The following is a 26,122-nucleotide window of genomic DNA, read 5'->3' on the forward strand; positions in this document are numbered from 1 at the left end:
TACAGTCGCAGACGCCGCCCCGCACGACCCCGAGGAGACCTGTGCCCCGCCGCCGAGACGCCGTCGTCCGGCGAGGGATGCGCCACGTCGGGCGCGCGATCGTCGAGCAGCCGGGCATGTTCACGCTGGCCTTCCTCGCCAGCACCCTCTACGGCGCGATGTCCGTCGCCAGCGCCTACGTGCTCGGCGAGGTCGTCGACCGCGTCGTCCTCCCGGCCCTGGACGACGGCGTCACCTCGGCCGGCGCGCTGACCCTCGCGGGAGCCGCCATCCTCGGGGTCGCCGTCCTGAAGATCCTCGGCATCCTCGGCCGGCGGCTGTTCGCGGGCGTCATGGGCTACCGGCTGCAGGCCGACTACCGCCGCCGGGTCACCGGCCAGTACCTGCGGCTGCCGCTCTCCTGGCACCAGCGCCACCCGACCGGGCAGCTGCTGTCCAACGCCAACTCCGACGTCGAGGCGGCCTGGTTCTTCGTCGCGCCGCTGCCGTTCGCCTGCGGCGCGGTGGTGATGATCGGCATCACCGTGGTCGCCCTGGTCGCCACCGACCCGTGGATGGCGCTGGTGGGCCTGGTGGTGTTCCCGCTGGTGTTCGTGCTCAACGCCGTCTACTCGCAGGCGATGAGCCCGCGGATGCGCCGGGCCCAGCAGCTGCGCGCCGAGGTCAGCGAGATCGCCCACGAGAGCTTCGACGCCGCCCTGGTCGTCAAGACCCTCGGCCGGGAGGACGTCGAGACCCGCCGCTTCACCGAGCGCGCCGAGGAGTTGCGCGACGGGCTGGTCGCCGTCGGCCGGGTGCGCGGGCTGTTCGACCCGCTGATGGAGGCGCTGCCCAACCTCGGCACGCTGGCCGTGCTGCTGATCGGCGCCTCCCGGGTCGCCGACGGCGCCACCGACGCCGGCGACCTGGTCTCCATCGCCTACCTGTTCACCCTGCTCGCGCTGCCCATCCGCGCCATCGGCTGGGTGCTGGCCGATCTGCCGCGCGCCCTCGCCGGCTTCGACCGGGTGACGCCGGTGCTCGACGCGACCGGCGAGACGCCGCACGGCGCCGAGCTCGCCGCTGCCGGCACCGGCGGGGCGGGGCTGGGCGTGCGTGCGGTCGACTACGGCTTCGAGGGCGCGGCCCGCCCCACGTTGTCGGGCGTCACCTTCGACGTCGCGCCGGGCAGCACGGTCGCCGTCGTGGGGCCGACCGGCTCGGGCAAGTCGACGCTGGCCGGGCTGCTGGTCCGGCTGGTCGACCCGGGCACCGGCGAGGTGCTGCTCGACGGGGTCGACGTGCGCGCGCTGCGCGAGGGCGAGGTCAGCGCCCAGGCGGCGTTCGTCCCGCAGGGCACCTTCCTCTTCGACGACACCGTGCGCGGCAACGTCACCCTGGGCGCCGACCTCCCAGACGAGGAGGTCTGGGCCGCGCTGCGGGTCGCCGCCGTCGACGACGTCGTCCGCCGGCTGCCCGAGGGCCTCGACACCCGGGTGGGCGAGCGCGGCGCGACCCTGTCGGGCGGCCAGCGGCAGCGGATCGCGCTGGCCCGCGCGGTGGTCCGCCGCCCCCGCCTGCTGGTGCTCGACGACGCCACCAGCGCCGTCGACCCCGCCGTCGAGGCCCGCATCCTCGACTCGCTGCGCGACGCCGAGCGGCCCTCCACGGTCGTCGTGGTCGCCTACCGGCAGGCCACCATCGCGCTGGCCGACGAGGTCGTCTGGCTCGAGGGCGGCCGGGTGCTCGCCCGCGGCAGCCACGAGCAGCTGCTGGCCGAGGTCCCCGGGTACGCGGCGCTGGTGCGGGCCTACGCGCAGACGGAGGTGGCGGCGTGAGCGCCCTCGCCGAGCACCGCGGGGAGGGGGCGTTCGCCACCCTGCGCCGCGGGCTGCGGATGATGCCGGAGTTCCGCCGCGGCCTGCCGGCCACCTTCGCCCTGGCGCTGGTCGCCACCGCCGGGCGGGTGGTCGTGCCGATCGCCGTCCAGCAGGTCATCGACCGCGGCCTGGCCGGCCCCGGCGGCCCGGACCTCGACCTGGTCCGCAACGTCGTGCTCGCCTGCGCCGTCGTCGTGCTGCTGACCGTGGTGGCGGTCTACCGGATGAACGTCCGGCTGTTCCGGACGACGGAGACCGCGCTGGCCGGGCTGCGTGCGCGGGCCTTCCGCCACGTGCACGACCTCTCGGTGCTGCACCAGCAGGGGCAGCGCCGCGGCTCGCTGGTCTCCCGGGTCACCAGCGACGTCGACCAGCTGTCGACCTTCATGCAGTGGGGCGGCGTCCTGGGCGTGGTCAGCCTCGGGCAGCTGCTCGTGGCCACCGTCGTCATGGCGGTCTACTCCTGGCAGCTGACCCTCGTGGTGCTGCTGTGCTTCGTCCCGCTGGCCATCGCCGTCCGATTCTTCGCCGCGCGGCTGGCCGTCGTGTACGGCGTGGTGCGCGAACGGGTCGGCGACGTGCTGGCCGCGGTGTCGGAGTCCGTCGTCGGCGCCCCCACGGTGCGGGCCTACGGCATCCGCGAGCGCACCGCCGCCCGCCTCGACGGCGCCATCCACCGGCACTACCGGGCGCAGGTGCGGGCGCAGCGGACCACCGCGGCGGTGTTCGTCAGCGGCGAGTTCGTGGCCGCGGTCGCCAACGTCGCGGTGGTCGTCGTCGGCGTGCTGCTCGGCCTGGGCGGCGGCCTCACGCCCGGCACCCTGGTCGCGTTCCTCTTCCTCGTCACGCTGTTCGTCGCGCCGGTGCAGACCGCCAGCGAGGTGCTCAACGAGGCGCAGAACGCCATCGCCGGGTTCCGCCGGGTGCTCGACGTGCTGGAGACCGAGCCCGACGTGCGCGACCCCGCCGTCGCCGACCCGGGCAGCGCGCGGGAGCTGCCGCACACGCCGCTGGGCGTCCGCTTCGAGCACGTGACCTTCCGGTACGCGCCCGGGGCGCGGGCGGCGCTGCAGGACGTCGACCTGGAGATCGCGCCGCGCCAGCGCGTCGCCATCGTGGGCGAGACCGGCTCGGGCAAGACGACGTTCGCCAAGCTGGTCACCCGGCTGATGGACCCGTCCGAGGGGCGGGTGCTGCTCGCCGGGATCCCCCTGGAGCAGGTCGCCTTCGCCTCGCTGCGCCAGCGGGTGGTCATGGTGCCGCAGGACGGTTTCCTCTTCGACGCCACCGTCGCCGACAACGTGCGCTACGGCCGGCCGGGCCTGACCGACGAGGACGTGCGCACCGCCCTCGAGGAGCTGGGCCTGGGCGACTGGGTGGCCGGGCTGGCCGCGGGCGTCGCCACGCGGGTCGGCCAGCGGGGGGAGTCGCTGTCGGCGGGGGAGCGGCAGCTGGTCGCCGTCGCGCGCGCCTACGTCGCCGACCCCGACCTGCTGGTCCTCGACGAGGCGACCAGCGCCGTCGACCCGGCCACCGAGCGCCGCCTCACGCACGCCCTCGACCGGCTCACCGACGGCCGGACGACGCTCACCATCGCCCACCGGCTCTCCACCGCCGAACGGGCCGACGAGGTGCTGGTCGTCGACGCCGGCCGGGTGGTGCAGCGCGGGTCGCACGCCGAGCTGGTGGACGCCTTGGGCCCCTACGCACGGCTGCACGCCTCCTGGCGCCGGTCCTCGGCGGGCGAGCCCCAGCCCGCGGCCTGACCTGCGCCGTCTCCGCCTGAGACACGCCGTGCGGCGTCACAGGCGACGAGGGCGCGGGTCAGGCCGCGGCCCGACGGGCACCAGCCGTCCACAGTCCTGTTGCTCGTCCACAGTCCTGCCGCGGCGGGCACGCACCGGTGCAGCCGGCTCCAGGATCCGTCGGTATGCCGCCCCTCTCACCTCACCCGTCGGCGTCCGTCCCGTCACGGCTCCCGACCTCCTCACACAGCGGACCACCGACCACGGCACGGATCGCAGGCGTCCTGGGAGTCCTTGGCGCCCTGGTCCTGGCCGCGCTCGCCCTCCTCGGACACGCCCTGGATGGCGACGATGGCGACTTCGGCGACCCGTTCGTGACCGCGCTCGCCCTGGCCGCGGTGCTGCACGTGGTCAGCGCGGTGTGGTTGCTGCGCCGCCGCAGGCGGTGGCCGCTCGTGCTGTGCGCGCTGCCCCCCGTGCTGGTCCTCGGATGGCTCGTCGCCCTCGCGGCGCTCGGGTTCCTCTCTGGCCACGGCGCGGACGGGCTGGACCTGCTGCTGTCCCTGGGACCCTAGCTGGCGATCTCGCCGGCTGCCGCCGCTCTGGCCCTGACGCCGACCTCCAGGCGGTGGGTGGCGGAGCGGCGGGCGGAGTACGTGAGCCAACCTCCACCGCACCAGCCGGGGGCCTAGCCTGCGGTCGTGGCCACCCCCCGCGACCGAGGCCGTCCGGCCGCCGACCTCCCGCCGCCGGACGCGCGCATGCCGCCGCTCGCGCTGATCGCCGGCGTCCTCGGGCTCATCGGGGCGCTGCCCACGCTGTTCCTCGCCGTGATCGCCGTGGCGCTCGGCGGGCTCTCCGTCGATGCCGGTCCCGACCCCTTCGCCTACCTGACGCTCGCCGCACCGCTGCTGCAGATCCTCGGCGCGACGTGGCTGCTGGCCCGCCGCAGTTGGCTGCTCCTGGTCCTGGCCGTCGTCCCGGTCGCGCTGCTGGCCGGTGCGGTTGTCTGGGCGGCCACCGGCACCGAGGACGCCGGGAACCCGGCCCTGCCGCTGCTGCTCCTGGTCGCCCCGGTGCTCGCCGGGGTGCTGGCGGCGACCCCGCGGGTGCGTCGCTGGGTGGCCGGGCGGCCCCGCCGCGGCCGCTGACCGCGGTCCGGTCCCGCCGCGGCCGCTGACGACGTCCAGCGACCCCGCAGCCGGCCGACCTACGCTGCCGGCCATGGCGTCGTCCTCCTCCCGTGGCCGGGCGGCGGCGCGGCGCTCGCCGCGGGCCGCGCCCCAGCAGCCACCCGCGCCCCCGGCGGCCGGGCGCCCGGTGCTGGTGCCGTTCGCCGCCGCCTTCGGCGTCCTGGTCGCTGCCGAGTACCTGTGGCTGGCCTGGCTGCTGCGCGACCCGGAGGTGGCGGTCCCGTGGTCCGTCGCCGTCCCCGCGGTGCTCGCCGTGCTCGCCCTGGCCGGCGCGGCGCTCGTGCTGCTGGGGCGGGCGCGGGCGCGGGCGTGGCTGCTGCTGGCCGTCGTCAGCGTCGTCCTGGCGCTCGGCCTGCTCGGGACCGCAGTCCTCTTCGGCGCCCTCGGCCTGGGCGCGGTGGTGGGCCAGGCGCTGCTGCTGCTCGTCGCACCGGTCGGCTGCCTGGTGCTCGCCGCACGCCGCCCGGTCCGGGAGTGGACCCGCCCCGCACGGGCGACGCGACCGGCCGACCCGGGCCGCCGGACACAGCGCACCGGCTAGCGTGCAGACCGTGACCGAGCTCGCGAGGTCACGCGGAGACACGGCATCGCCGATCACGTCGGCGACGAGCCCCAGCGAGGAGGAACGTGATCGACACCGACGTCGTGGTGGTGGGGGCGGGGCTGGCCGGGCTGGTCGCCGCCGCGGAGCTGGCGGATGCGGGCAGGCGGGTGGTGCTGCTCGACCAGGAGCCCGAGCAGTCCCTCGGCGGGCAGGCCTGGTGGTCCTTCGGCGGACTGTTCCTCGTCGACTCGCCCGAGCAGCGGCGGCTGCGGGTGCACGACTCGCTCGAGCTGGCCCGGCAGGACTGGTTCGGCACCGCCTCCTTCGACCGTGGCGAGGACCACTGGCCGCGCCGGTGGGCCGAGGCCTACCTGCAGTTCGCTGCGGGGGAGAAGCGGGCGTGGCTGCGCGAGCAGGGCATCGGCTTCTTCCCGGTGGTCGGCTGGGCCGAGCGCGGCGGGTACACCGCCACCGGCCACGGCAACTCCGTGCCGCGCTTCCACATCGTCTGGGGCACCGGCCCGGGCATCGTCGAGCCGTTTGCCCGCCGGGTCCGGGCCGCCGCCGACCGCGGCCTGCTGCAGCTGCTCTTCCGGCACCGCGTCGACGAGCTGGTCGTCAGCGGCGGCGCGGTCACCGGCGTCCGCGGGGCCGTCCTGGCGCCCAGCGACGTCCCGCGCGGGGAGGCCAGCTCCCGCGAGGCGGTCGGGGACTTCGAGATCCGCGGGCAGGCCGTCGTCGTCACCTCCGGCGGGATCGGCGGCAACCACGACCTGGTGCGGCAGAACTGGCCCGCCCGCCTGGGCCCGGCACCCCAGCGGCTGCTCTCCGGCGTCCCGGCGCACGTCGACGGGCGGATGCTGCAGGCCACCGAGGCCGCCGGAGGGAACCTGATCAACCGCGACCGCATGTGGCACTACACCGAGGGGATCGCCAACCATTCGCCGGTCTGGCAGCGGCACGGCATCCGGATCCTGCCGGGGCCCTCGTCGCTGTGGCTCGACGCGACCGGCAAGCGGCTGCCGGTGCCGCTGTTCCCCGGCTTCGACACCCTCGGCACGCTCGCGCACATCGGGCAGACCGGCCACGAGCACACCTGGTTCGTCGCCACGCACAAGATCGTGGAGAAGGAGTTCGCGCTGTCGGGGTCCGAGCAGAACCCCGACCTCACCGGCCGCGACGTCAAGCTGCTGCTCAACCGGGTTCGGTCCGGCGTCGCCCCGCCGGTGCAGGCCTTCCTGGACAGGGGGGAGGACTTCGTCGTCGCCCGCACCCTGCCCGAGCTGGTCGCGGGCATGAACCGGGTCACCGGCGGCACTCCCGAGCTGCGGCTGGCCGACGTCGAGCGCGAGGTCGTCGCCCGCGACCGCGAAGTCGCCCACCCCTTCACCAAGGACCTGCAGGTGACCGCCATCCGGGGCGCGCGCAGCTACCTCGGCGACAAGCTCATCCGGGTGGCCCCGCCGCACCGGCTGCTCGACCCCGAGGCCGGCCCGCTGGTCGCCGTCCGGCTCAACCTGATCACCCGCAAGACCCTCGGCGGGCTGGAGACCGACCTCTCCGGCCGCGTGCTGAGGCCCGGCGGCGCGGTCTTCCCCGGGCTCTACGCCGCGGGCGAGGTGGCGGGCTTCGGCGGTGGGGGCATGCACGGCTACCGCTCGCTGGAGGGCACCTTCCTCGGCGGCTGCCTGTTCTCCGGCCGGGTGGCGGGCCGTGCGCTCGCGGCCGCGCTGTGAGCGGACAGGGGCGGAAGCCCCTTGGCGAGGGCCGGAGCGCAGCGCCCCGCGGGAGCGAACGGATGACGCCGTGACGCCGTACCCGAGCCCCTGGTCGGACCCGGCCACGGAGACCGAGCCCGGCGCCCCCTACTCCGGGCCGCCGCCGACAATGCCGCACCGGCCCGCCCCCGGCTGGCCGCCCCCGACGCCGTACGGGACGGCGTGGCCGCAGCCCTGGCCGCCGGCGCCCGCGCGGCCGCAGCGGCCGGCGCAGGTGATCGCCGCCGCGGTGCTCGCCCTCGTCCAGGCCGCGGGGGTCGCCCTGGCCAGTGCCTACCTCCGGCTGCTCGGGGCGGTGTTCTCGACGGCCGCCGACGAGCCCGGGTTCCCGGCCGACGCCGCCGCCCTGGCAGCCGAGGCCGGCGTGCTCGCCGTCGTCCAGCTGCTCTCGGTGGTCGTGCTGGTGGTCGCCGGGGTCCTGGCGCTCACCAGCCGCCGCCCCCTCGCCCGCTGGGCGCTGGGCGCCGCGTGCGCGCTGCAGCTGGCGCTCGCCGGCTACTGGATGGCGCGCCTGCTGGGCGCGTTCGGCTCCGCGTCGGGGCTGCTGCCGTTCGTCGTCCTCTGCGCCGCCGCGGCGCCAGCGGTCGCCCTGGGGCTGTCGGTGGGCCGCCCCGCCCGGGCGTGGTTCGGCGGGGACCCCGCCAGGGGGACGTCCCCGCACCGGTGAGCCGGCCGGGGGTGCGCGGGTGGGACGATCGGGCGCATGTCCGCCGCCCCCGCCGCCGAGTCGGCCCTGGACCCCGCGGTCGCCGCCATGCTGCGCCGCGATCCCGCCGGGCTGGTCGCCGCCGTCGTCCAGCAGCACGACACCGGTGAGGTGCTCATGGTCGCCTGGATGGACGACGAGGCGCTGCGCCGCACCCTCACCACCGGCCGGGCCACCTACTGGTCGCGCAGCCGGCGCGAGTACTGGGTGAAGGGGGAGACCTCCGGCCACCGCCAGTGGGTCCGTGACGTCCGGCTGGACTGCGACGGCGACGCGCTGCTGGTCCTGGTCGACCAGGAGGGACCGGCCTGCCACACCGGCGAGCGCTCGTGCTTCCACCGCCCGCTGGAGGTCACCGGTGCGGCTCGGTGAGACCTCTCCGTCGCGGGAGGCGTTCGCGGCCCTCGACCAGCCGATGGTCCCGGTCACCCGGCGGCTGCTCGCCGACGGCGAGACCGCGGTCGGCATCTACCGCAAGCTCGCCGGCAACCGCCTGGGCACGGTGCTGCTGGAGTCCGCCGAGCAGGGCAAGCAGTGGAGCCGGTACAGCTTCGTCGGCGTCCGCAGCGCCGGCGTGCTCTCCGAGCGGGACGGCGCCGCGCTGTGGCTGGGCGAGCAGCTGCCCGGCTTCACCGACGACCTGCCGGCCGACCCGCTGGCCGCCGTCCGCACGCTGGCCCGCCGGCTCCGCTCGCCGCGCCGGCCCGACCTGCCCCGGCTGACCGGCGGCCTGGTCGGTTACCTCGGCTACGACGTGGTCCGGCGGCTGGAGCGGCTGCCGGTCACCGCCACCGACGACCTCGGCATGCCCGAGCTCTCGCTGATGCTGGTCACCGACCTCGCGGTGCTCGACCACCACGACGGCACCGTGCTGCTGATCGCCAACGCGTTCGCGGGGGCGGCTCGGGGCGGGGAAGAGGGGCACGGGTCGGAGCGCTACGACGACGCGGTCACCCGGCTCGACGCGATGGCCGCCGACCTGGCCAAGGCCGCGCCGCCGGGGGTGGCCACCTTCGCCACGGCCGCGCCGCCGGCGGTGCAGAGCAACATGGCGCCGGGGGTCTTCGAGGACGGCGTGGAGCGGGTCCGCGAGCACATCCGGGCCGGGGACGCCTTCCAGGTGGTGCTCTCACAGCGCTTCGAGGTGCCCACCGAGGTCGAGGCGCTGGACCTCTACCGGGTGCTGCGGGCGACCAACCCCTCGCCGTACATGTACCTGCTGCGGTTCGCCGGTCGGGAGTCGCCGTTCGACGTCGTCGGCTCCTCGCCGGAGGCGCTGGTCACCGTGACCGGCACCTCGGCCGTCGTCCACCCGCCGGCCGGCACCCGGCCCCGCGGCGCGACCCCCGAGGAGGACGTGCGGCTGGCCGAGGGCCTGCTCGCCGACCCCAAGGAGCGCGCCGAGCACGTGATGCTGGTCGACCTGGCCCGCAACGACCTGGGCCGGGTCTGCGTGCCGGGGACGGTCGAGGTGCCCGACTTCATGCGCATCGAGCACTACAGCCACGTCATGCACCTGGTGTCGACGGTGACCGGTGAGGTCGCGCTGCAGTGGGACGCCCTCGACGTCTTCGACGCGACGTTCCCCGCGGGCACCGTCTCCGGGGCGCCCAAGCCCCGCGCGATGGAGATCATCGAGTCGCTGGAACCCACCCGGCGGGCGCTGTACGCAGGCACCGTCGGCTACGTCGACGCCAGCGGCGACATGGACGTCGCCATCGCCATCCGGACGGCGGTGCTGCACCAGGGCCGCGCCTACGTGCAGGCCGGCGCGGGCGTGGTCGCCGACAGCGACCCGGCCACCGAGGAGGCCGAGACCCGGCACAAGGCCCGGGCGGTGCTGTCGGCGATCGCGACGGCGGAGGGGATGCGGGAGCTGCCGTGACCCGCCCCGCTGTGTGGCCGGCTCCGCCGGGCGGAGGCGGACCGTGAGCGACCGCCGCGAGATGGCCGCGGCCGTCGTCGGGCTGGCCGCGGCCGGTGGCCTGGCGCTGTCCACCGGCGGCCAGACCTGGCTGACCGCCACCGTCGCGCGCCCCGAGCCCCTGCCGCCGGTCACCGAGCAGCTCACCGGGTCGGCGCTCGCGCCACTGGTCCCGGCCGGCGGGCTGGTCCTGCTGGCCGCGGCGGTCGCGCTGGTCGCGGTCCGGGGCGGCGGCCGGGTGCTGGTCGGGTTGCTGGCCGCCGTCGCCGGGGGAGTGCTCGGCTGGTCGGGCCTGCGCACGGTCGGCACCGACGGGGGCGCCGCGGCGGCGGGGGTGGTCGGCAGCGGGACCCCGGCAGGCACGGTCACGGCCGAGGTCTCCGCCGGCTGGCCGCTACTCGCCCTCCTGGCCGGTCTGCTCGCGGTCGCGGCCGGCCTGCTCACCGTGCTGCGCGGCCGCAGCTGGCCGGGCATGGGACGCCGCTACGAGCGCACCGCCGCCGCTCCGGCCGCCCCCCGCCCGCGGACCGACGAGGACCGCGCGCTGGACGCCTGGCGGGCTCTCGATCGCGGCGAGGACCCCACCGAGGGGACGACCGAACCCCGCTGAGTACCCGGGGTCCCCTGGTCCACACCCCCGTCCGGGGTGTGCGCGCGCCCCCGCGGGCAGCGTGTCGGGTCCCCGCCTCTAGAGTGGGTCCACGGATCGCAGGCCCGTGCCGGGCCGCGCCCGGTGGGTGTCCCTGGAACCCGGTGGGCGGTTGACGAGCAGCAGCGGGGAGGACTCGTGTCCGTGCTCGACGAGATCGTCGCCGGGGTCCGTGAGGACCTGGCGGCACGCGAGGCGACCACCCCGCTGGCGGAGGTGAAGGCCGCCGCGGAGGACGCGCGCCCGCCCCTCGACGCCCTCGCGGCGCTGCGCGCGGCCGGTGTCGGCGTCATCGCCGAGGTGAAGCGGCAGAGCCCCTCCAAGGGCGCGCTCGCCGACATCCCCGACCCCGCGGTGCTGGCCCGGCAGTACGCCGACGGCGGCGCCCGGGTGATCAGCGTGCTCACCGAGCGGCGCCGCTTCGGAGGCGGCCAGGCCGACCTCGCCGCCGTCCGCGCGGCCGTCGACGTCCCGGTGCTGTGCAAGGACTTCGTCGTCACCAGCTACCAGGTGCACGAGGCGCGGGCCCACGGCGCGGACGTCGTCCTGCTGATCGTCGCCGCGCTGGAGCAGAACGCCCTCGTCGGCCTGCTGGAGCGGGTCGAGTCGCTGGGGATGACCGCGCTGGTCGAGGTGCACACCGAGGCCGAGGCCGACCGGGCGCTGTCCGCCGGCGCCGCGGTGATCGGCGTGAACGCCCGCGACCTGACCACGCTGCAGGTCGACCGCTCCACCTTCGAGCGGATCGCGCCCGGGCTGCCGTCGGAGGTCGTCAAGGTCGCCGAGTCCGGCGTCCGCGGGCCGCACGACCTCATCTCCTACGCCGCGGCCGGCGCCGACGCCGTCCTCGTCGGCGAGGGCCTGGTCACCGCCGGCGACGCCCGCCAGGCGGTCGCCGACCTCGTCACGGCCGGCGCGCACCCGGCCACCCCGCACACCCCCCGCTGAAAGAGGACCCCGTCCTCACGCCTCGCAGGCTCGGCGCGAGCCTCTGGACGGGGCCGCCCCGGCCCAGCCGCGTCCGGACGGCGTCGGGCAGCTCGTCCACGACCAGCGCCAGCCCGAGCAGCTCGGCGCCCTGCCGCCGCACCGGCTCCGCGCCGCCTCGGCCTGGCTGCCGCTCGGCCCGGTCGTCGACCAGCAGCACCCGGTCCCCGGACCCCGGGACGGCCGGCAGCCGCAGCTCGTGACGGCGGCCGCGGTAGTCGGGAGCCGTGGCGGCGGACAGCACCGGTCCCGGGAGGTGACCGCCCTTGCGGAGCGGAGGAAGCCGGCGCCCAGCGCGACGGCGGTGGGAGCCATGACGGCGAAGCCCCGCGCCTCGAGACCGGCCACGTGCGTCACGCCCGCGTCGGCCCACGCGGCGGCCAGCCCGGCGACCACCGCGGCGAGGGCGCGCGGGGAGGCGAGGACCGCCCAGACGTCGGCGTGGCCGTCCACCCACCGGAAGAGCTCCAGCACCGCCCGCCGTCCGTCGTCCGTCACGCCGCGAGGCCAGGGCCGGGCGACTCTCGCGCCGTTGCCCCCGCTCCCGCGCCGGTGCAGCGGCGCGAGTACGCGCGCAACGGCGTGGGAGTGGTCGGCAGCCCGGCCCGCAGCCGCGCCGACGCCCTCCACCAGCGTGTTGCCCACCCTCCCCGCCACCCCGGCGCCCGGACGCGGGACACTGGGGCCATGACCACGAGCGCCGTCTCCCCGCCGGAAGCGCGACTCGAGCAGGCGCGCCCGAGCTGGCCCGACGCCACCGGCCACTTCGGGGTCTTCGGCGGCCGGTTCGTCCCCGAGGCGCTGATCGCCGCCCTCGACGAGCTGACCGAGGCCTACCGCGCGATGCGCGTCGACCCGGCCTTCATCGAGGAGTTCGCCGCGCTGCAGCGGGACTACACCGGCCGGCCGAGCCCGATCACCGAGGTGCCGAGGTTCGCCGAGCACGCCGGCGGGGCGCGCGTCTGGCTCAAGCGCGAGGACCTCAACCACACCGGCTCGCACAAGATCAACAACGTGCTGGGCCAGGCGCTGCTCACGAAGCGGATCGGCAAGCAGCGGGTCATCGCCGAGACCGGGGCCGGCCAGCACGGCGTCGCGACCGCGACCGCGGCGGCGCTCATGGGGCTGTCCTGCACCATCTACATGGGCGAGGAGGACACCCGGCGCCAGGCGCTCAACGTCGCCCGGATGCGGCTGCTCGGCGCCGAGGTCGTCCCGGTCACCACCGGCTCGCGCACCCTCAAGGACGCGATCAACGAGGCCTTCCGCGACTGGGTCACCAACGTCGAGACGACGAACTACGTCTTCGGGACCGTGGCCGGTCCGCACCCGTTCCCGGAGATGGTCCGCGACTTCCAGCGGGTCATCGGCGACGAGGCGCGCGCCCAGCTGCTCGAGCGGGTCGGCCGGCTGCCCGACGCCGTCCTGGCCTGCGTGGGCGGCGGCTCCAACGCCATCGGCATCTTCACCGCCTTCGTCCCCGACGAGGGGGTCCGGCTGGTCGGCCTGGAGGCCGGCGGGGACGGCGTGGACACCGGCCGGCACGCGGCGACCATCACCGGCGGGACGCCGGGGGTGCTGCACGGCGCCCGCTCGTACCTGCTGCAGGACGAGAACGGGCAGACGGTCGAGTCGCACTCGATCAGTGCCGGCCTGGACTACCCGGGTGTGGGCCCGGAGCACTCCCACCTGCACGACATCGGCCGGGCGGAGTACCGGGCGGTCACCGACGCCGAGGCCATGGAGGCCTTCGCGCTGCTGTGCCGCACGGAGGGCATCATCCCGGCGATCGAGTCGGCGCACGCGCTGGCCGGGACGCTCCGGCTGGGCCGGGAGCTGGGCCCGGACGCACTGCTGCTGGTCAACCTCTCCGGCCGCGGCGACAAGGACGTCGAGACGGCGTCGCGCTGGTTCGGCCTCGGCGACCGCGAGCACGTCGAGTCCGGCGCCGGCATGGACACCGACCAGCAGCCCACCGAGGGCGCGGTCACCTCCGGCGACGCGGTCGCCGGGCAGGACGCGGGGGAGTCGGCGTGAGCCTGCTGGAGCAGCGGATCGGCGCCGCCCGGGCCGAGGGGCGGGCGGCGCTGGTCGCCTACCTGCCGGTCGGGTACCCCGACGTCGACGGCTCGATCGCGGCCATGGTGGCGGCGGTCGAGGGCGGGGCCGACGTCATCGAGGTCGGCGTCCCCTACAGCGACCCGGGCATGGACGGCCCGGTCATCCAGCAGGCCGTCGACCCGGCGGTGCGCGCCGGCGTCGGCATGCGCGACGTGCTGCGCGCCGTCGGGGCGGTGGCCGCGGCCGGTGCGGTGCCGGTGGTGATGAGCTACTGGAACCCGATCGAGCGCTACGGCGTCGAGCGGTTCGCCGCCGACCTCGCCGCCGCCGGGGGAGCGGGGGCCATCACCCCCGACCTCATCCCCGACGAGGCCGGGCCGTGGCTGGCCGCGTCGGAGGCCGCCGACCTCGACCGGGTGTTCCTGGTCGCGCCGTCCTCGACCGACGCGCGGCTGGCTGCGACCACCGCCGCCTGCCGCGGGTTCGTCTACGCCGCCTCCACCATGGGCGTCACCGGCACCCGGGCCACCGTCGGCGAGGCCGCCGAGCGGCTGGTCGCCCGCACCCGGGCGGTCACCGGCCTGCCGGTGTGCGTGGGCCTGGGCGTCTCGAACGGCGACCAGGCCGCCGAGGTCGCGTCCTTCGCCGACGGCGTCATCGTCGGGTCGGCCTACGTGCGCGAGCTGCTCGAGGGCCGGGGCGCCGAGGGCGTGCGCCGGCTCTCGGCGGACCTCGCCGCCGGCGTGCGCCGCCCGGTGGCCGTCCCGTGAGGGTCCTGAGCGCCATCCCCAGCCCCACGCAGGGCGTCTGGGAGCTGGGCCCGCTGCCCATCCGCGCCTACGCGCTGTGCATCCTCGCCGGCATCGCCGCGGCGGTCGTGCTCACCGAGCGCCGCTGGGTCGCCCGGGGCGGGGCCAAGGGCGAGGTCCTCGACATCGCCGTCTGGGCGGTGCCGTTCGGCATCGTCGGCGGCCGGCTCTACCACGTCGTCAGCAGCCCCCGGCCCTACTTCGGCGAGGGCGGCGACCCGCTGCGCGCCTTCGCCATCTGGGAGGGCGGCCTCGGCATCTGGGGCGCGATCGCCCTCGGCGGGGTCGGCGCCTGGATCGCCTGCCGCCGCCGCGGCATCCCGCTGCCGGCGTTCGCCGACGCCCTGGCCCCCGGGCTGCTCGTGGCCCAGGCCATCGGCCGGCTGGGAAACTGGTTCAACAACGAGCTCTACGGCCGCGCCACCGACCTGCCCTGGGCGCTGACCATCTACGACTGGACCGGCACCGAGGCGGTCGTCGGCCCCGACGGCCAACCGGTCGTGCTCGGCACCTTCCACCCGGCCTTCCTCTACGAGCTGCTGTGGAACCTGGCCGCGGCGGCGGTCGTCATCTGGGCCGACCGGCGCTTCCGGCTCGGCCACGGGCGGGCCTTCGCGCTCTACGTCGCCCTCTACTGCGCCGGCCGGCTCTGGATCGAGCTGCTGCGCACCGACCCGGCGGAGACCTTCTTCGGCATCCGGCTCAACGTCTTCACCGCCGTCGTCGTCGGCCTGCTGGCGGTGGCCTACCTCGTCTGGCAGCGCGGCCGGCCCCGCGAGGTGATCACCCGCGGACGTGACGCTGGTGACACCGCGCCGGCCCGCCGCCCCCGTCCGGAGTCCGCGCCGACGGCCACCCCGAGCCCCGCACCGGCCACCGCGGAGACCCGAAACGGCGAAGACGCTGGTGGCGACGGCGACCGGCAACACACCGACGCCTGAGGACGACGCGCCGTCCCCCGGGTTTGGGCGTACGAGATCGGTGTTAGGTCTGTGTACCCTTCTGCCAAGACCCCACAGCGATCCTGCGGGGTCGCACGCGTCGGAACCGGGCCAGCGCCGCCCCGCGGACGACAGCTCCCCGGGCACCACCCCTGGAGCTCGCCCGGCCGTGTCGGCCCGGCGGTCAGCCGACCGCTCGCCGACCGGCCTCCCGCAGTGCCCCGCTCCTCCGACCTCTGACCACCGGCCGGGCCCCGCCCCCCGCTCCGCTGCCGTCACCGCCGACGGCGACCGAGCGGCGTGCCGACGACGGGAGTGACATGTCCGAGTCCACCGCCCCCGCCGCGCCCCCCGCCTCCGGCGGCACCGCCGTGCCCTTCTCCGCGGTCCCGGCCGCGAGCGGGTTGTACGACCCGGCCAACGACAAGGACGCCTGCGGCGTCGCCTTCGTGGCGGACGTGCAGGGTCGCGCCTCCCGGAAGATCGTGGCCGCGGGGCTCACCGCCCTGCACAACCTCGACCACCGCGGCGCGGCGGGCTCCGAGCCGAACTCCGGCGACGGCGCCGGCGTCCTCACGCAGGTCCCCGACGGCCTGCTGCGCGCCGAGGTCGACTTCGACCTGCCACCGGTGGGCGAGTACGCCGTCGGCATCGCCTTCCTGCCCGTCGACGAGGCGGAGCGTGCCGCGCGCGTCGAGGACGTCGCCCGCCTGGCCGCCGAGGAGGGCCTGACCGTCCTCGGCTGGCGCGAACTGCCGGTCGACCCGGACGGCGCCGACGTCGGCCCGACCGCCCGCGCGGTCATGCCGCACTTCGCCCAGGTGTTCGTCGCCGAGACCATCGGCGCCCGCGCCGACGCCACCGCGTTCGGCGGCGCCCAGGCCGTCAACGGGGTGACCCGGCTGGAGCGGCGCGCCTTCGTCCTGCGCAAGCGCGCCGAGCGGGCCGCGACCGAGGCCGGCAGCTCGCTCTATGTCGCCTCGCTGTCGAGCCGCACCATCACCTACAAGGGCATGCTGACCACCGACCAGCTGCCCGCCTTCTTCCCCGACCTGCGCGACGAGCGGTACGCGTCGGCGATCGCGCTGGTGCACAGCCGGTTCTCCACCAACACCTTCCCGAGCTGGCCGCTGGCCCACCCGTTCCGGGTGATCGCGCACAACGGCGAGATCAACACCATCAAGGGCAACCGGAACCGGATGCGGGCCCGCGAGGCGAAGCTCGAGACCGAGCTGTTCGACGGCCCCGCCGGCCCGGCCTCCGAGCTCGGGTTGGAGCGGGTCTTCCCGGTCACCGCCAGCGACTTCAGCGACTCGGCCACCTTCGACGAGGTGCTCGAGCTGCTGCACCTGTCCGGGCGGTCGCTGCCGCACGCGGTGCTCATGATGATCCCGGAGGCGTGGGAGAACCACGACGAGATGGACCCGGCCCGCCGGGCCTTCTACCGGTTCCACGCCTCGATCATGGAGCCGTGGGACGGACCCGCCGCGGTCGCGTTCACCGACGGCACGCTCATCGGCGCCGTCCTCGACCGCAACGGGCTGCGCCCGGGCCGCTGGTGGCACACCAAGGACGACCTGGTGGTGCTCGCCAGCGAGGTCGGCGTCCTGGAGATCCCCGACGCCGAGGTCCGCGCCAAGGGCCGGCTGCAGCCGGGCCGGATGTTCCTCGTCGACACCAGGGCCGGAAAGATCGTCTCCGACGAGGAGGTCAAGGGCGCGCTGGCGGCCGAGCACCCCTACGAGGACTGGCTGCACGCCGGCCTGGTGCACCTGCCGCAGCTGCCCGAACGCCGTCGCGCCCGGCCCAGCCACGAGTCCGTCGTCCGCCGGCAGCAGCTGTTCGGCTACACCGAGGAGGACCTGCGCGTCCTGCTCACCCCGATGGCCTCCTCGGGCGCCGAGCCGATCGGCTCGATGGGCACCGACACCCCCGTCGCGGCGCTGTCGGACCGCTCGCGGCTGCTCTACGACTACTTCGGGCAGCTGTTCGCCCAGGTGACGAACCCGCCGCTGGACGCCATCCGCGAGGAGCTGGTGACCAGCCTGGGCCGCACCTTCGGCCCCGAGCAGAACCTGCTGCACGCCACCCCGGCGTCCTGCCGGCAGCTCTTCCTGCCCTACCCGGTCATCGACAACGACGAGCTGGCCAAGATCCTGCACATCGACGACGACGGCGACCTGCCCGGGTACGCCGCCGTCCGGATCACCGGCCACTACGACGTCAACGGCGGCGGGACGGCGCTGGCCCAGGCGGTCGAGCAGCTGCGCACCAAGGTGAGCAAGGCGATCGCCGCCGGCGCCCGGATCATCGTGCTCTCCGACCGGGACTGCGACGAGCAGCGCGCCCCGATCCCGTCGCTGCTGATGACCGCCGCCGTCCACCACCACCTCGTGCGGCAGAAGACCCGCATGGAGGTCGGCCTGGTCGTCGAGTCCGGCGACTGCCGCGAGGTGCACCACGTCGCGCTGCTGCTCGGCTACGGCGCCGCCGCGGTCAACCCGTACCTGGCCTTCGAGTCCATCGAGGACCTGATCCGGGACGGCGTCCTCACCGGCATCCAGCCCCCGCAGGCCGTGCGCAACGTGGCCAAGGCGCTGGGCAAGGGCGTCCTGAAGGTCATGAGCAAGATGGGCATCAGCACCGTCGGCTCGTACACGATGGCGCAGATCTTCGAGGCGGTCGGCCTCTCCCAGGAGGTCGTCGACGAGTACTTCACCGGCACCTCCTGCCCGCTCGGCGGCGTCGGCATCGACGTGCTCGCCGAGGAGGTGGCCATGCGCCACCGCCGCGCCTACCCGGAGAACCCGCCCGAGCGCGCGCACCGGCGGCTGGAGACCGGCGGCGAGTACCAGTGGCGCCGCGAGGGCGAGGTGCACCTGTTCAACCCCGAGACGGTGTTCCTGCTCCAGCACGCCACCCGCTCGCGGCAGTACGAGGTGTTCCAGCGCTACACCGAGACCGTCGACCAGCTGTCGGAGGAGGCCGCCACGCTGCGCGGCCTGTTCACGATCCGGACCGGCGTGCGCCCGCCCGTGCCGATCGACGAGGTCGAGCCGGCCAGCGAGATCGTCAGGCGCTTCCAGACCGGCGCGATGAGCTACGGCTCCATCTCGCAGGAGGCGCACGAGACCCTGGCGATCGCCATGAACCGGCTGGGCGGCAAGTCCAATACCGGTGAGGGCGGCGAGGACCCCGACCGCTTCCAGCCCGACCCGAACGGCGACCTGCGCCGCTCGGCGATCAAGCAGGTGGCCAGCGGCCGGTTCGGCGTCACCAGCGAGTACCTGGTCAACGCCGACGACATCCAGATCAAGATGGCCCAGGGCGCCAAGCCCGGCGAGGGCGGCCAGCTGCCCGGCGCCAAGGTCTACCCGTGGGTGGCGCGCACCCGGCACTCCACGCCGGGCGTCGGCCTGATCAGCCCGCCGCCGCACCACGACATCTACTCGATCGAGGACCTCAAGCAGCTGATCCACGACCTGAAGAACGCCAACAACGAGGCGCGGGTCCACGTCAAGCTGGTCAGCGAGGTCGGGGTCGGGACGGTCGCGGCCGGCGTCAGCAAGGCGCACGCCGACGTCGTCCTCATCTCCGGGCACGACGGCGGGACGGGCGCGGCGCCGCTGACCTCGCTCAAGCACGCCGGCTCGCCGTGGGAGCTGGGCCTGGCCGAGACGCAGCAGACGCTGCTGGCCAACGGCCTGCGCGACCGCATCGTCGTCCAGGCCGACGGGCAGATGAAGACCGGCCGCGACGTGCTCATCGCCGCCCTGCTGGGCGCCGAGGAGTACGGCTTCGCCACCGCTCCGCTGGTCGTCTCCGGCTGCGTGATGATGCGCGTCTGCCACCTCGACACCTGCCCGGTCGGCGTCGCGACGCAGAACCCGGAGCTGCGCAAGCGGTTCACCGGGCGGCCGGAGTTCGTGGAGACCTTCTTCGAGTTCCTCGCCGAGCAGGTGCGCCAGTACCTCGCCGAGCTGGGCTTCCGCTCGCTGGACGAGGCGATCGGCCACGCCGAGCTGCTCGACACCCGCAAGGCGGTCGACCACTGGAAGGCCGCCGGGCTGGACCTCTCCCGCATGCTCGCCGTGCCGGAGCTGGCCGAAGGCGCTGCCCGGCACCGGGTGCGCAGCCAGGACCACGGCCTGGACGTGGCGCTGGACCAGACGCTGATCCAGCTCTGCGAGGGCGCGCTGCTCGACGCGCGGCCGGTGAGCCTCGAGCTGCCGGTGCGCAACGTCAACCGCACCGTCGGCACGATGCTCGGCTCGATGGTCACCCGGCGCTTCGGCGGCGAGGGGCTGCCCGACGGCACGATCGACCTGACCTTCACCGGGTCGGCCGGCCAGTCCTTCGGCGCCTTCGTGCCGCGGGGCATCACGATGCGGCTGTTCGGCGACGCCAACGACTACGTCGGCAAGGGCCTGTCCGGCGGGCGGATCGTCGTCCGCCCGGCGCGGGAGGCCACCTTCGCCGCCGAGGACAACGTCCTCGCCGGCAACGTCATCGCCTACGGGGCCACCGCGGGCGAGGTCTTCCTCCGCGGCCGCGTCGGTGAGCGGTTCTGCGTGCGCAACTCCGGTGCGCTGGCCGTCGTCGAGGGCGTGGGCGACCACGCGCTGGAGTACATGACCGGCGGCGCCGCGGTGATCCTCGGCCCGACCGGCCGCAACATCGCGGCCGGCATGTCCGGCGGCATCGGCTACGTGCTGGACCTGGCCCGGCACCGGGTCAACGCCGAGATGGTGGACGTCGAGCCGCTGGACGGCGAGTCCGCGCAGTGGCTGCGCGACGTGCTGGTCCGCTACGCGGCGGACACCGCGTCCCCGGTGGCCGCCGCGCTGCTGGCCGACTGGGGCCGCTGGTCCGAGCGGTTCAGCGTGATCATGCCGCGCGACTACCGCCGCGCACTCGAGGCCCGGCGTGCCGCCGAGGCCGCTGGAACGGATGTCGACAGGGCTGTGATGGAGGCCGCACGTGGCTGACTCGACCGGATTCCTCAAGCACGAGCGGGCGCTGCCGCCGCGGCGTCCCGTCGACGTGCGGATCCTGGACTGGAAGGACGTCTACCTCTCCCGCCAGAACGGGGAGGACGCCGTCTTCCCGGTCACCGCGGTGCGCCAGCAGGCCGCCCGCTGCATGGACTGCGGCATCCCGTTCTGCCACCACGGCTGCCCGCTGGGCAACCTGATCCCGGAGTGGAACGACCTCGCCCGCCGCGACGACTGGACCGAGGCCATCGAGCGGCTGCACGCGACCAACAACTTCCCGGAGTTCACCGGGAAGCTGTGTCCCGCGCCGTGCGAGGGCTCCTGCGTGCTGAACCTGCAGGAGTCGCCGGTCACCATCAAGCAGATCGAGTGGGAGATCATCGACCAGGCGTTCCAGCGCGACCTGGTCAAGCCCGTCCCCCCGCAGGAGCACACCGGCAAGCGGGTCGCCGTCATCGGCTCCGGGCCCGCCGGGCTGGCCGCCGCCCAGCAGCTCACCCGCGCCGGGCACGACGTCACCGTCTTCGAACGGGCCGACCGCGTCGGCGGACTGCTGCGCTACGGCATCCCCGAGTTCAAGATGGAGAAGGCCGTGCTCGACCGGCGGCTGGACCAGATGCGCGCCGAGGGCACCCGGTTCGTCACCGGGGTCGAGGTCGGCAGCGGCCGGGACGGCGCCCCGACCGTCGAGCAGCTGCGCGAGGACTTCGACGCCGTCGTCCTGGCCGGGGGCGCCACCCTGGGCCGGGACCTGCCGGCGCCGGGCCGGGAGCTCGCCGGCATCCACCTGGCCATGGAGTACCTGCCCTTCGGCAACCGGCAGGCGCTCGGCGAGCTCGACCAGCCGCCGATCGACGCCCACGGCAAGCACGTCGTGATCATCGGCGGCGGTGACACCGGCGCGGACTGCCTGGGCACCGCCCACCGGCAGGGTGCGCTCTCGGTGACCCAGCTGGAGATCATGCCGGCGCCGCCGGACCGCCGGGCGGAGGCCAACCCGTGGCCGACCTACCCGATGGTCATGCGGGTCTCCAGCGCCCACGAGGAGGGCGGGGAGCGGCTCTACTCGGTCAACACCGAGCGCTTCGTCGGCGACGAGGACGGCAACCTGCGCGCGCTGCTCATCCACGACGTGGAGCGGGTCGACGGGCGGTTCCAGAAGGTCGAGGGCACCGAGCGGGAGCTGCCCGCCGACCTGGTGTTCCTCGCCATGGGCTTCACCGGCGCGCAGCGCGAGGGCCTCGTCGAGGGGCTCGGGGTCGAGCTCGACCAGCGCGGCAACATCGCCCGTGACGGCGAGTTCATGTCGACCGTCCCCGGCGTCTTCGTCGCCGGGGACATGGGCCGCGGCCAGTCGCTCATCGTGTGGGCGATCGCCGAGGGCCGGGCCGCCGCCGGCGCCGTCGACGCCTGGCTGACCGGCTCGACGACGCTGCCGCGCCCGGTGACGCCCACCGCGGTGGCCCTCCGGTAGGGATCCCCTGCCCCGCCGTAGGAGGACCCCGTCCTGGCCCCGTCCCGAGGCTCGCCCCGAGCCTGCGAGGGGTGAGGAGGACGGGGTCCTTCTACCGGCCCCGTTGCCGTGTGGGGCAACGTCACAGGGCACCCTCCCCACGCTCGCCGGGCCGCGCCACTAGCGTCTGACCCATGTCCCGTCGCGCGAAGATCGTCTGCACGCTCGGTCCGGCGACCGGCTCCCTCGAGCAGGTCACCGCCCTCGTCGAGTCGGGGATGGACGTCGCCCGGCTGAACTTCAGCCACGGCGCGCACGCCGACCACCAGCGGGCCTACCGCCTGGTGCGCGAGGCCTCCGACCGCACCGGTCGCGCCGTCGCCGTCCTGGCCGACCTGCAGGGCCCCAAGATCCGTCTCGGCACGTTCGCCGACGGCCCGGTCCAGTGGGAGACCGGCAGCCGGGTGTGCATCACCGTCGACGACGTCGAGGGCACCGCCGAGCGCGTCTCCACCACCTACAAGGGCCTGGCTGCCGACGCCAAGGTCGGCGACCGGCTCCTGGTGGACGACGGCAAGCTGGCGCTCTCGGTCGTCGCCATCGAGGGCCCGGACGTGTGCTGCCTGGTCGTCGAGGGCGGCGAGGTGTCGAACAACAAGGGCCTGTCCCTGCCGGGCGTCGCGGTGAGCGTGCCGGCGATGTCGGACAAGGACGAGGAGGACCTCCGCTTCGCCCTGCACATGGGCGTCGACTTCGTCGCGCTGTCCTTCGTGCGGTCCCCGCGCGACATGGACCTGGTGCGCGACGTCATGCGCCGGGAGGACGTCTCCGTCCCCGTGATCGCCAAGCTGGAGAAGCCCGAGGCGGTGGAGAACCTCGAGGCGATCGTCGAGGCGTTCGACGGCGTCATGGTCGCCCGCGGCGACCTGGGTGTGGAGCTGGCGCTGGAGCAGGTGCCGCTCGTCCAGAAACGCGCGGTGCAGGCCGCCCGCGAGCGCAACAAGCCGGTCATCGTGGCCACCCAGATGCTCGAGTCGATGATCACCAACTCGCGTCCCACGCGCGCGGAGGCCTCCGACGTCGCCAACGCCGTCCTGGACGGCGCGGACGCGGTGATGCTCTCGGGGGAGACCTCGGTGGGGCGTTACCCGATCGCCGCGGTGCGGACGATGGAGCGGATCATCGACGCCGTCGAGAGCGACCCCGTGCGCGTCCCCGAGCTGGTCCGGCGGTCGCGGTCCCGGTCCGGGGCCATCGTCCGGGCCGCCCGGGACATCGCCGAGTCCCTCGACGTCAAGGCCCTGGCCACCTTCACCCAGACCGGCGGCAGCGCCCGCCGGCTGGCCGCGCTGCACCCCCGGATGCCGCTGCTGGCCTTCACCATCGACGGGCGGGTGCGCAGCCAGCTGGCGCTGTCGTGGGGGGTGGAGACCTTCCTCGTCCCCGCGGTCCAGCACACCGACGACATGGTCGAGCAGGTCGACTTCTCGCTGCTGTCGATCGGCCGGCTCAAGGAGGGCGACCGGGTCGTCGTCGTGGCCGGCAGCCCGCCGAACACGCCCGGGTCCACCAACCTCATCCGGGTGCACGAGGTGGGTACCGACTCGTGACCGGGCTCGCGAGGTCACGCGGAGGCGCGGCGCCGTCGGGCACGGGAGCGACGCGCGCCGGCGAGGGGACCCCGTGACGGGCCTGCGGGACGGCAGCCAGGCCGCGTCCCTGATGGCGGTCCTCGACCTCGAGGAGCGCGAGCCCGGCCTGTACGTCGGTCAGACACCGCGCACGCCGCTGCAGCGCATCTTCGGCGGGCAGGTGGCGGGGCAGGCGCTCATGGCCGCGGCGCGGACGCTGCCGGGGGAGCGCAGCGTGCACTCGCTGCACTCGTACTTCCTGCGGCCCGGCGACCCGCACGAGGAGATCCGCTACGCCGTCGAGCGGATCCGGGACGGTCGCACGTTCAGCACCCGGCGGGTGATCGCCTGGCAGCGGCGCCGCGGTGAGGACGTCGCGATCTTCGCCCTCACCGCCGACGCCGCGGTCCCGGAGACCCCGGTCGTCGAGCACGCGCTGCCGATGCCCGAGGTGCCCGCGCCGGAGACCCTGCCGACCCTGCCCGAGGTCGTCGCCCCGTACGGCCAGCGCGCCGCCGCCGCGCTGGCCATCAGCCAGGCGGTGGAGCAGCGGCTGCTCGAGGACCCCTTCGACCGGACGCCGAAGTCACCGCCGGACACCCGCACCTGCGTGTGGATGCGGGTCGCCGGCCGGCTGCCCGAGGACGGCAGCGTGCACCGCGCCGCCCTGACCTTCGTCAGCGACCTGACCCTGCTCTCGGCCGGCCTGGCCCGTATCGGCGGCGGCTGGGGCGGGGAGCACGTCGGGGCGAGCCTCGACCACGCGGTGTGGTTCCACGCGCCGGTGCGGGCCGACGAGTGGTTCCTCTACGAGACCGACAGTCCCGCGGCCTCCGGTGGCCGCGCGCTGTGCTTCGGCCAGGTGTGGGCCGCTGACGGCACCCACGTCGCGACGGTCGCGCAGCAGGGCCTCATCCGGTCGCTGCGCGCCTGAGTCAGGAGCCGGTGCCCCGGCCGGCGCCGGTGTCGGCCGCTGCCTCCGCCGCGGCGTCCCCGGGGACCCCGCCGTCGGCCTCCGGACGGCCGGCGTCCCCCTCGGGAGCGGCCTGCGGCGGCGCGAGCTCCCCACGGTCGGCGTGCCCGTCCGGCGCGGCCTGCGGCGGCGCGAGCTCCTCCTGGGCCCGGGCCTGGGTGGCCGTCTCGTCCTGCGCGGCAGGGGTCTCGACGGGCACCGCCGGCGTCCCGGCCGCGGCGTCCTGCCGTGCCCGCTCAGCCGCGTCGCGGCGCTCGGCCTCCGCCCGCCCGCGCTCGGCAGCGGACTCCGCGAAGTCGGCGGCCAGCCAGTCGTGGCCCTCGCTCAGCAGCGCCCAGGCCCGCTCGACGTGCGCCCGCGTCGTCGCCGGCGCGCCGATCGCCACCCGTAGCACCACCTGGCCGCGCACGGTGGTGTGGGTCAGGAACACCTCGCCGCCGTCGTTGAGCCGCTCCAGCAGCGTCATGGTCGCGACGTCGGCGTCCACCTCGGCGCTCCAGCGCGGGCGCAGGCACACCAGCGACAGCGGGTGCGGGGCGACGACCTCGAAGCGGTCGTCGCCAGCCGCCCAGCCGGCCAGCTCCTGCGCCAGCGCGACACCCGACCGGATGTGCGCCCGCAGGCCCTCCGCGCCGTACCAGCGCAGCACGAACCACAGCTTGAGCGCGCGGAAGCGGCGGCCGAGCTCGATCTGCCAGTCGCGGTAGTCGACGACCGCGCCGGCGTCGGTGGCGCCGTTGCGCAGGTACTCCGGCAGGATCGCCAGCGCGCCGGTGAGCGCGGCCCGGTCGGCCACCCAGAACAGCGTCGCGTCGAAGCCGGTGAGCAGCCACTTGTGTGCGTCGGTGGTGTAGCTGTCGGCCCACTCGACGCCGGCCTGCAGCTCCCGGAGTTCGGGGACGACGGCGCTCACGCCCGCGTAGGCGGCGTCCACGTGCAGCCACACGCCGGCGTCGCGGCAGATCGGCCCCAGCTCGGCGAGCGGGTCGACCGCAGTCGTCGACGTCGTCCCCACGGTGGCGCAGACCAGCACCGGGCGGTACCCGCGGGCGACGTCCCGTTCCAGCCGCGCCCGGAGCGACTGCGGGCGCATCGCCAGGTCGGCGTCGACCTCCACGATCCGGACGGCGTCGGTGCCGAGGCCGGCGATGCGCACGGCCTTCTCCATCGAGGAGTGCGTCTCCGCGGAGACGTAGACGGTGTACTCGTCGGGCCGGACGCCGGAGCGCACCGTCGCGCCGCCGTCGGCCCGGTGCAGGGCCGCCAGCAGCGCGACGAGGTTGGCGCCGGAGCTGGAGTCCTGCACCACGCCGCCCCCGGGCCCGGTCGACAGGAAGGTCTCCGGCAGGCCGAGCAGGCCGGCGAACCAGTCGAGGACGTGCTGCTCGAGTTCCGTGGCGGCGGGGCTGGTCACCCACGACATGCCCTGCACGCCCAGGCCGGCCGACACGAGGTCGCCGAGCACCGAGGGCCCGGACGTGTTGGCCGGGAAGTAGCCGAGGAAGCCGGGGTGCTGCCAGTGGGTGAGCCCGGGGACGACGACGCGGTCGAGATCGGCCAGGACGGCGTCGAACGGCTCGCCCCGCTCGGGCGGGGCGTCGGGCAGCGCGGCGCGTACGTCGCCGGGGGCGGCGGGGCAGCGGACGGGGAGCGAGCCGACGCGCGTCCAGTAGTCGGCGATCCAGTCGACGACCTCGTGGCCGTGCCGACGGAACTGCTCCGGGCTCATGTGCGGGGCGGACGGCGTCGGCTCGGGCTCGCTCACGGCCCCACCGTAATCGGACGTTGCCGTGCCCCGTCGTGGCGACCGGGGACACGGGCAGCGGCTCGACGGCGGCCGGGGGACGGCACGTGGTCGCGGTGCGGTTCCCGGGA

20 protein-coding genes are annotated in these 26,122 nt (G+C 75.4%); 18 read left to right on the top strand and 2 right to left on the bottom strand.

The window, feature by feature from the left end:
* Window positions 1–41: 41 nt before the first annotated feature.
* The 11 genes from BLW63_RS11420 to trpC all read left to right on the top strand — a co-directional run bounded on the left by BLW63_RS11420 (window position 42) and on the right by trpC (window position 11,346).
* The gene (locus BLW63_RS11420) at window positions 42–1,817 is read left to right on the top strand and encodes an ABC transporter ATP-binding protein (protein WP_244522509.1); all 1,776 of its coding nucleotides are present in this window, start codon (window positions 42–44) and stop codon (window positions 1,815–1,817) included.
* Entirely contained in the window at window positions 1,814–3,625 is a 1,812-nt protein-coding gene (locus BLW63_RS11425; RefSeq protein WP_244522510.1) for an ABC transporter ATP-binding protein, read from the top strand. The genes BLW63_RS11420 and BLW63_RS11425 overlap by 4 nt, the downstream gene beginning before the upstream one ends.
* 353 nt (window positions 3,626–3,978) lie before the next feature.
* On the top strand, window positions 3,979–4,179 hold the full coding sequence (locus BLW63_RS11430; RefSeq protein ID WP_091155611.1) for a hypothetical protein: 201 nt from the start codon (window positions 3,979–3,981) through the stop codon (window positions 4,177–4,179).
* Between the two features lie 126 nt (window positions 4,180–4,305).
* Window positions 4,306–4,755 (top strand): hypothetical protein, encoded by a 450-nt coding sequence (locus tag BLW63_RS11435; protein ID WP_091155614.1) that lies wholly within the window; start codon window positions 4,306–4,308, stop codon window positions 4,753–4,755.
* A gap of 73 nt (window positions 4,756–4,828) precedes the next feature.
* Window positions 4,829–5,338, top strand: a complete 510-nt coding sequence (locus BLW63_RS11440; protein ID WP_139263525.1) for a hypothetical protein — start codon at window positions 4,829–4,831, stop codon at window positions 5,336–5,338.
* 86 nt (window positions 5,339–5,424) lie between these two features.
* Window positions 5,425–7,077: an FAD-binding dehydrogenase gene (locus BLW63_RS11445; protein WP_091155621.1), complete on the top strand. Its 1,653-nt coding sequence runs from the start codon at window positions 5,425–5,427 to the stop codon at window positions 7,075–7,077.
* 70 nt (window positions 7,078–7,147) lie between these two features.
* Entirely contained in the window at window positions 7,148–7,786 is a 639-nt protein-coding gene (locus tag BLW63_RS11450) for a hypothetical protein (protein WP_091155625.1), read from the top strand.
* Window positions 7,787–7,822: 36 nt separating this feature from the next.
* Window positions 7,823–8,197, top strand: a complete 375-nt coding sequence (hisI, locus tag BLW63_RS11455; protein ID WP_139263526.1) for a phosphoribosyl-AMP cyclohydrolase — start codon at window positions 7,823–7,825, stop codon at window positions 8,195–8,197.
* Entirely contained in the window at window positions 8,184–9,710 is a 1,527-nt protein-coding gene (locus BLW63_RS11460; RefSeq protein WP_091155628.1) for an anthranilate synthase component I, read from the top strand. The genes hisI and BLW63_RS11460 overlap by 14 nt, the downstream gene beginning before the upstream one ends.
* 43 nt (window positions 9,711–9,753) lie before the next feature.
* Window positions 9,754–10,359, top strand: coding sequence for a Trp biosynthesis-associated membrane protein (locus BLW63_RS11465; protein WP_244522511.1), 606 nt, complete (start codon window positions 9,754–9,756; stop codon window positions 10,357–10,359).
* 177 nt (window positions 10,360–10,536) lie between these two features.
* On the top strand, window positions 10,537–11,346 hold the full coding sequence (gene trpC, locus BLW63_RS11470; protein ID WP_170856735.1) for an indole-3-glycerol phosphate synthase TrpC: 810 nt from the start codon (window positions 10,537–10,539) through the stop codon (window positions 11,344–11,346).
* Here trpC and BLW63_RS27935 read toward each other — a convergent pair.
* On the bottom strand, window positions 11,303–11,629 hold the full coding sequence (locus tag BLW63_RS27935; RefSeq protein ID WP_244522512.1) for a hypothetical protein: 327 nt from the start codon (window positions 11,627–11,629) through the stop codon (window positions 11,303–11,305). The genes trpC and BLW63_RS27935 overlap by 44 nt on opposite strands.
* 443 nt (window positions 11,630–12,072) lie before the next feature.
* On the opposite strand from BLW63_RS27935, the gene trpB reads away from it, so the two are divergent.
* The 7 genes from trpB (at window position 12,073) to BLW63_RS11510 (ending at window position 24,208) form a co-directional block, all read left to right on the top strand.
* On the top strand, window positions 12,073–13,422 hold the full coding sequence (gene trpB, locus BLW63_RS11480; RefSeq protein ID WP_091155634.1) for a tryptophan synthase subunit beta: 1,350 nt from the start codon (window positions 12,073–12,075) through the stop codon (window positions 13,420–13,422).
* Complete coding sequence (trpA, locus tag BLW63_RS11485) at window positions 13,419–14,216, top strand: tryptophan synthase subunit alpha (RefSeq protein WP_091155637.1); 798 nt, start codon at window positions 13,419–13,421, stop codon at window positions 14,214–14,216. The genes trpB and trpA overlap by 4 nt, the downstream gene beginning before the upstream one ends.
* On the top strand, window positions 14,213–15,196 hold the full coding sequence (gene lgt / locus BLW63_RS11490) for a prolipoprotein diacylglyceryl transferase (protein WP_091155642.1): 984 nt from the start codon (window positions 14,213–14,215) through the stop codon (window positions 15,194–15,196). The genes trpA and lgt overlap by 4 nt, the downstream gene beginning before the upstream one ends.
* A 320-nt stretch (window positions 15,197–15,516) precedes the next feature.
* Window positions 15,517–20,184, top strand: coding sequence for a glutamate synthase large subunit (gene gltB, locus BLW63_RS11495; protein ID WP_211517085.1), 4,668 nt, complete (start codon window positions 15,517–15,519; stop codon window positions 20,182–20,184).
* A complete protein-coding gene (locus BLW63_RS11500; RefSeq protein WP_091155645.1) occupies window positions 20,177–21,664 on the top strand; it encodes a glutamate synthase subunit beta in 1,488 nt (495 codons plus the stop codon). Before gltB ends, BLW63_RS11500 begins: the two co-directional genes overlap by 8 nt.
* Before the next feature lie 173 nt (window positions 21,665–21,837).
* Window positions 21,838–23,253, top strand: a complete 1,416-nt coding sequence (pyk, locus tag BLW63_RS11505; protein ID WP_091155649.1) for a pyruvate kinase — start codon at window positions 21,838–21,840, stop codon at window positions 23,251–23,253.
* Between the two features lie 73 nt (window positions 23,254–23,326).
* Window positions 23,327–24,208 (top strand): acyl-CoA thioesterase, encoded by an 882-nt coding sequence (locus tag BLW63_RS11510; RefSeq protein ID WP_244522513.1) that lies wholly within the window; start codon window positions 23,327–23,329, stop codon window positions 24,206–24,208.
* A 1-nt stretch (window position 24,209) separates the two neighbouring features.
* Here BLW63_RS11510 and BLW63_RS11515 read toward each other — a convergent pair whose 3' ends face one another.
* Window positions 24,210–26,012, bottom strand: a complete 1,803-nt coding sequence (locus BLW63_RS11515; RefSeq protein ID WP_244522514.1) for an aminotransferase class V-fold PLP-dependent enzyme — start codon at window positions 26,010–26,012, stop codon at window positions 24,210–24,212.
* Between the last annotated feature and the right edge of the window lie 110 nt (window positions 26,013–26,122).

Source organism: Geodermatophilus africanus (genome assembly GCF_900107105.1).
Taxonomy (GTDB): Bacteria; Actinomycetota; Actinomycetes; order Mycobacteriales; family Geodermatophilaceae; genus Geodermatophilus; species Geodermatophilus africanus.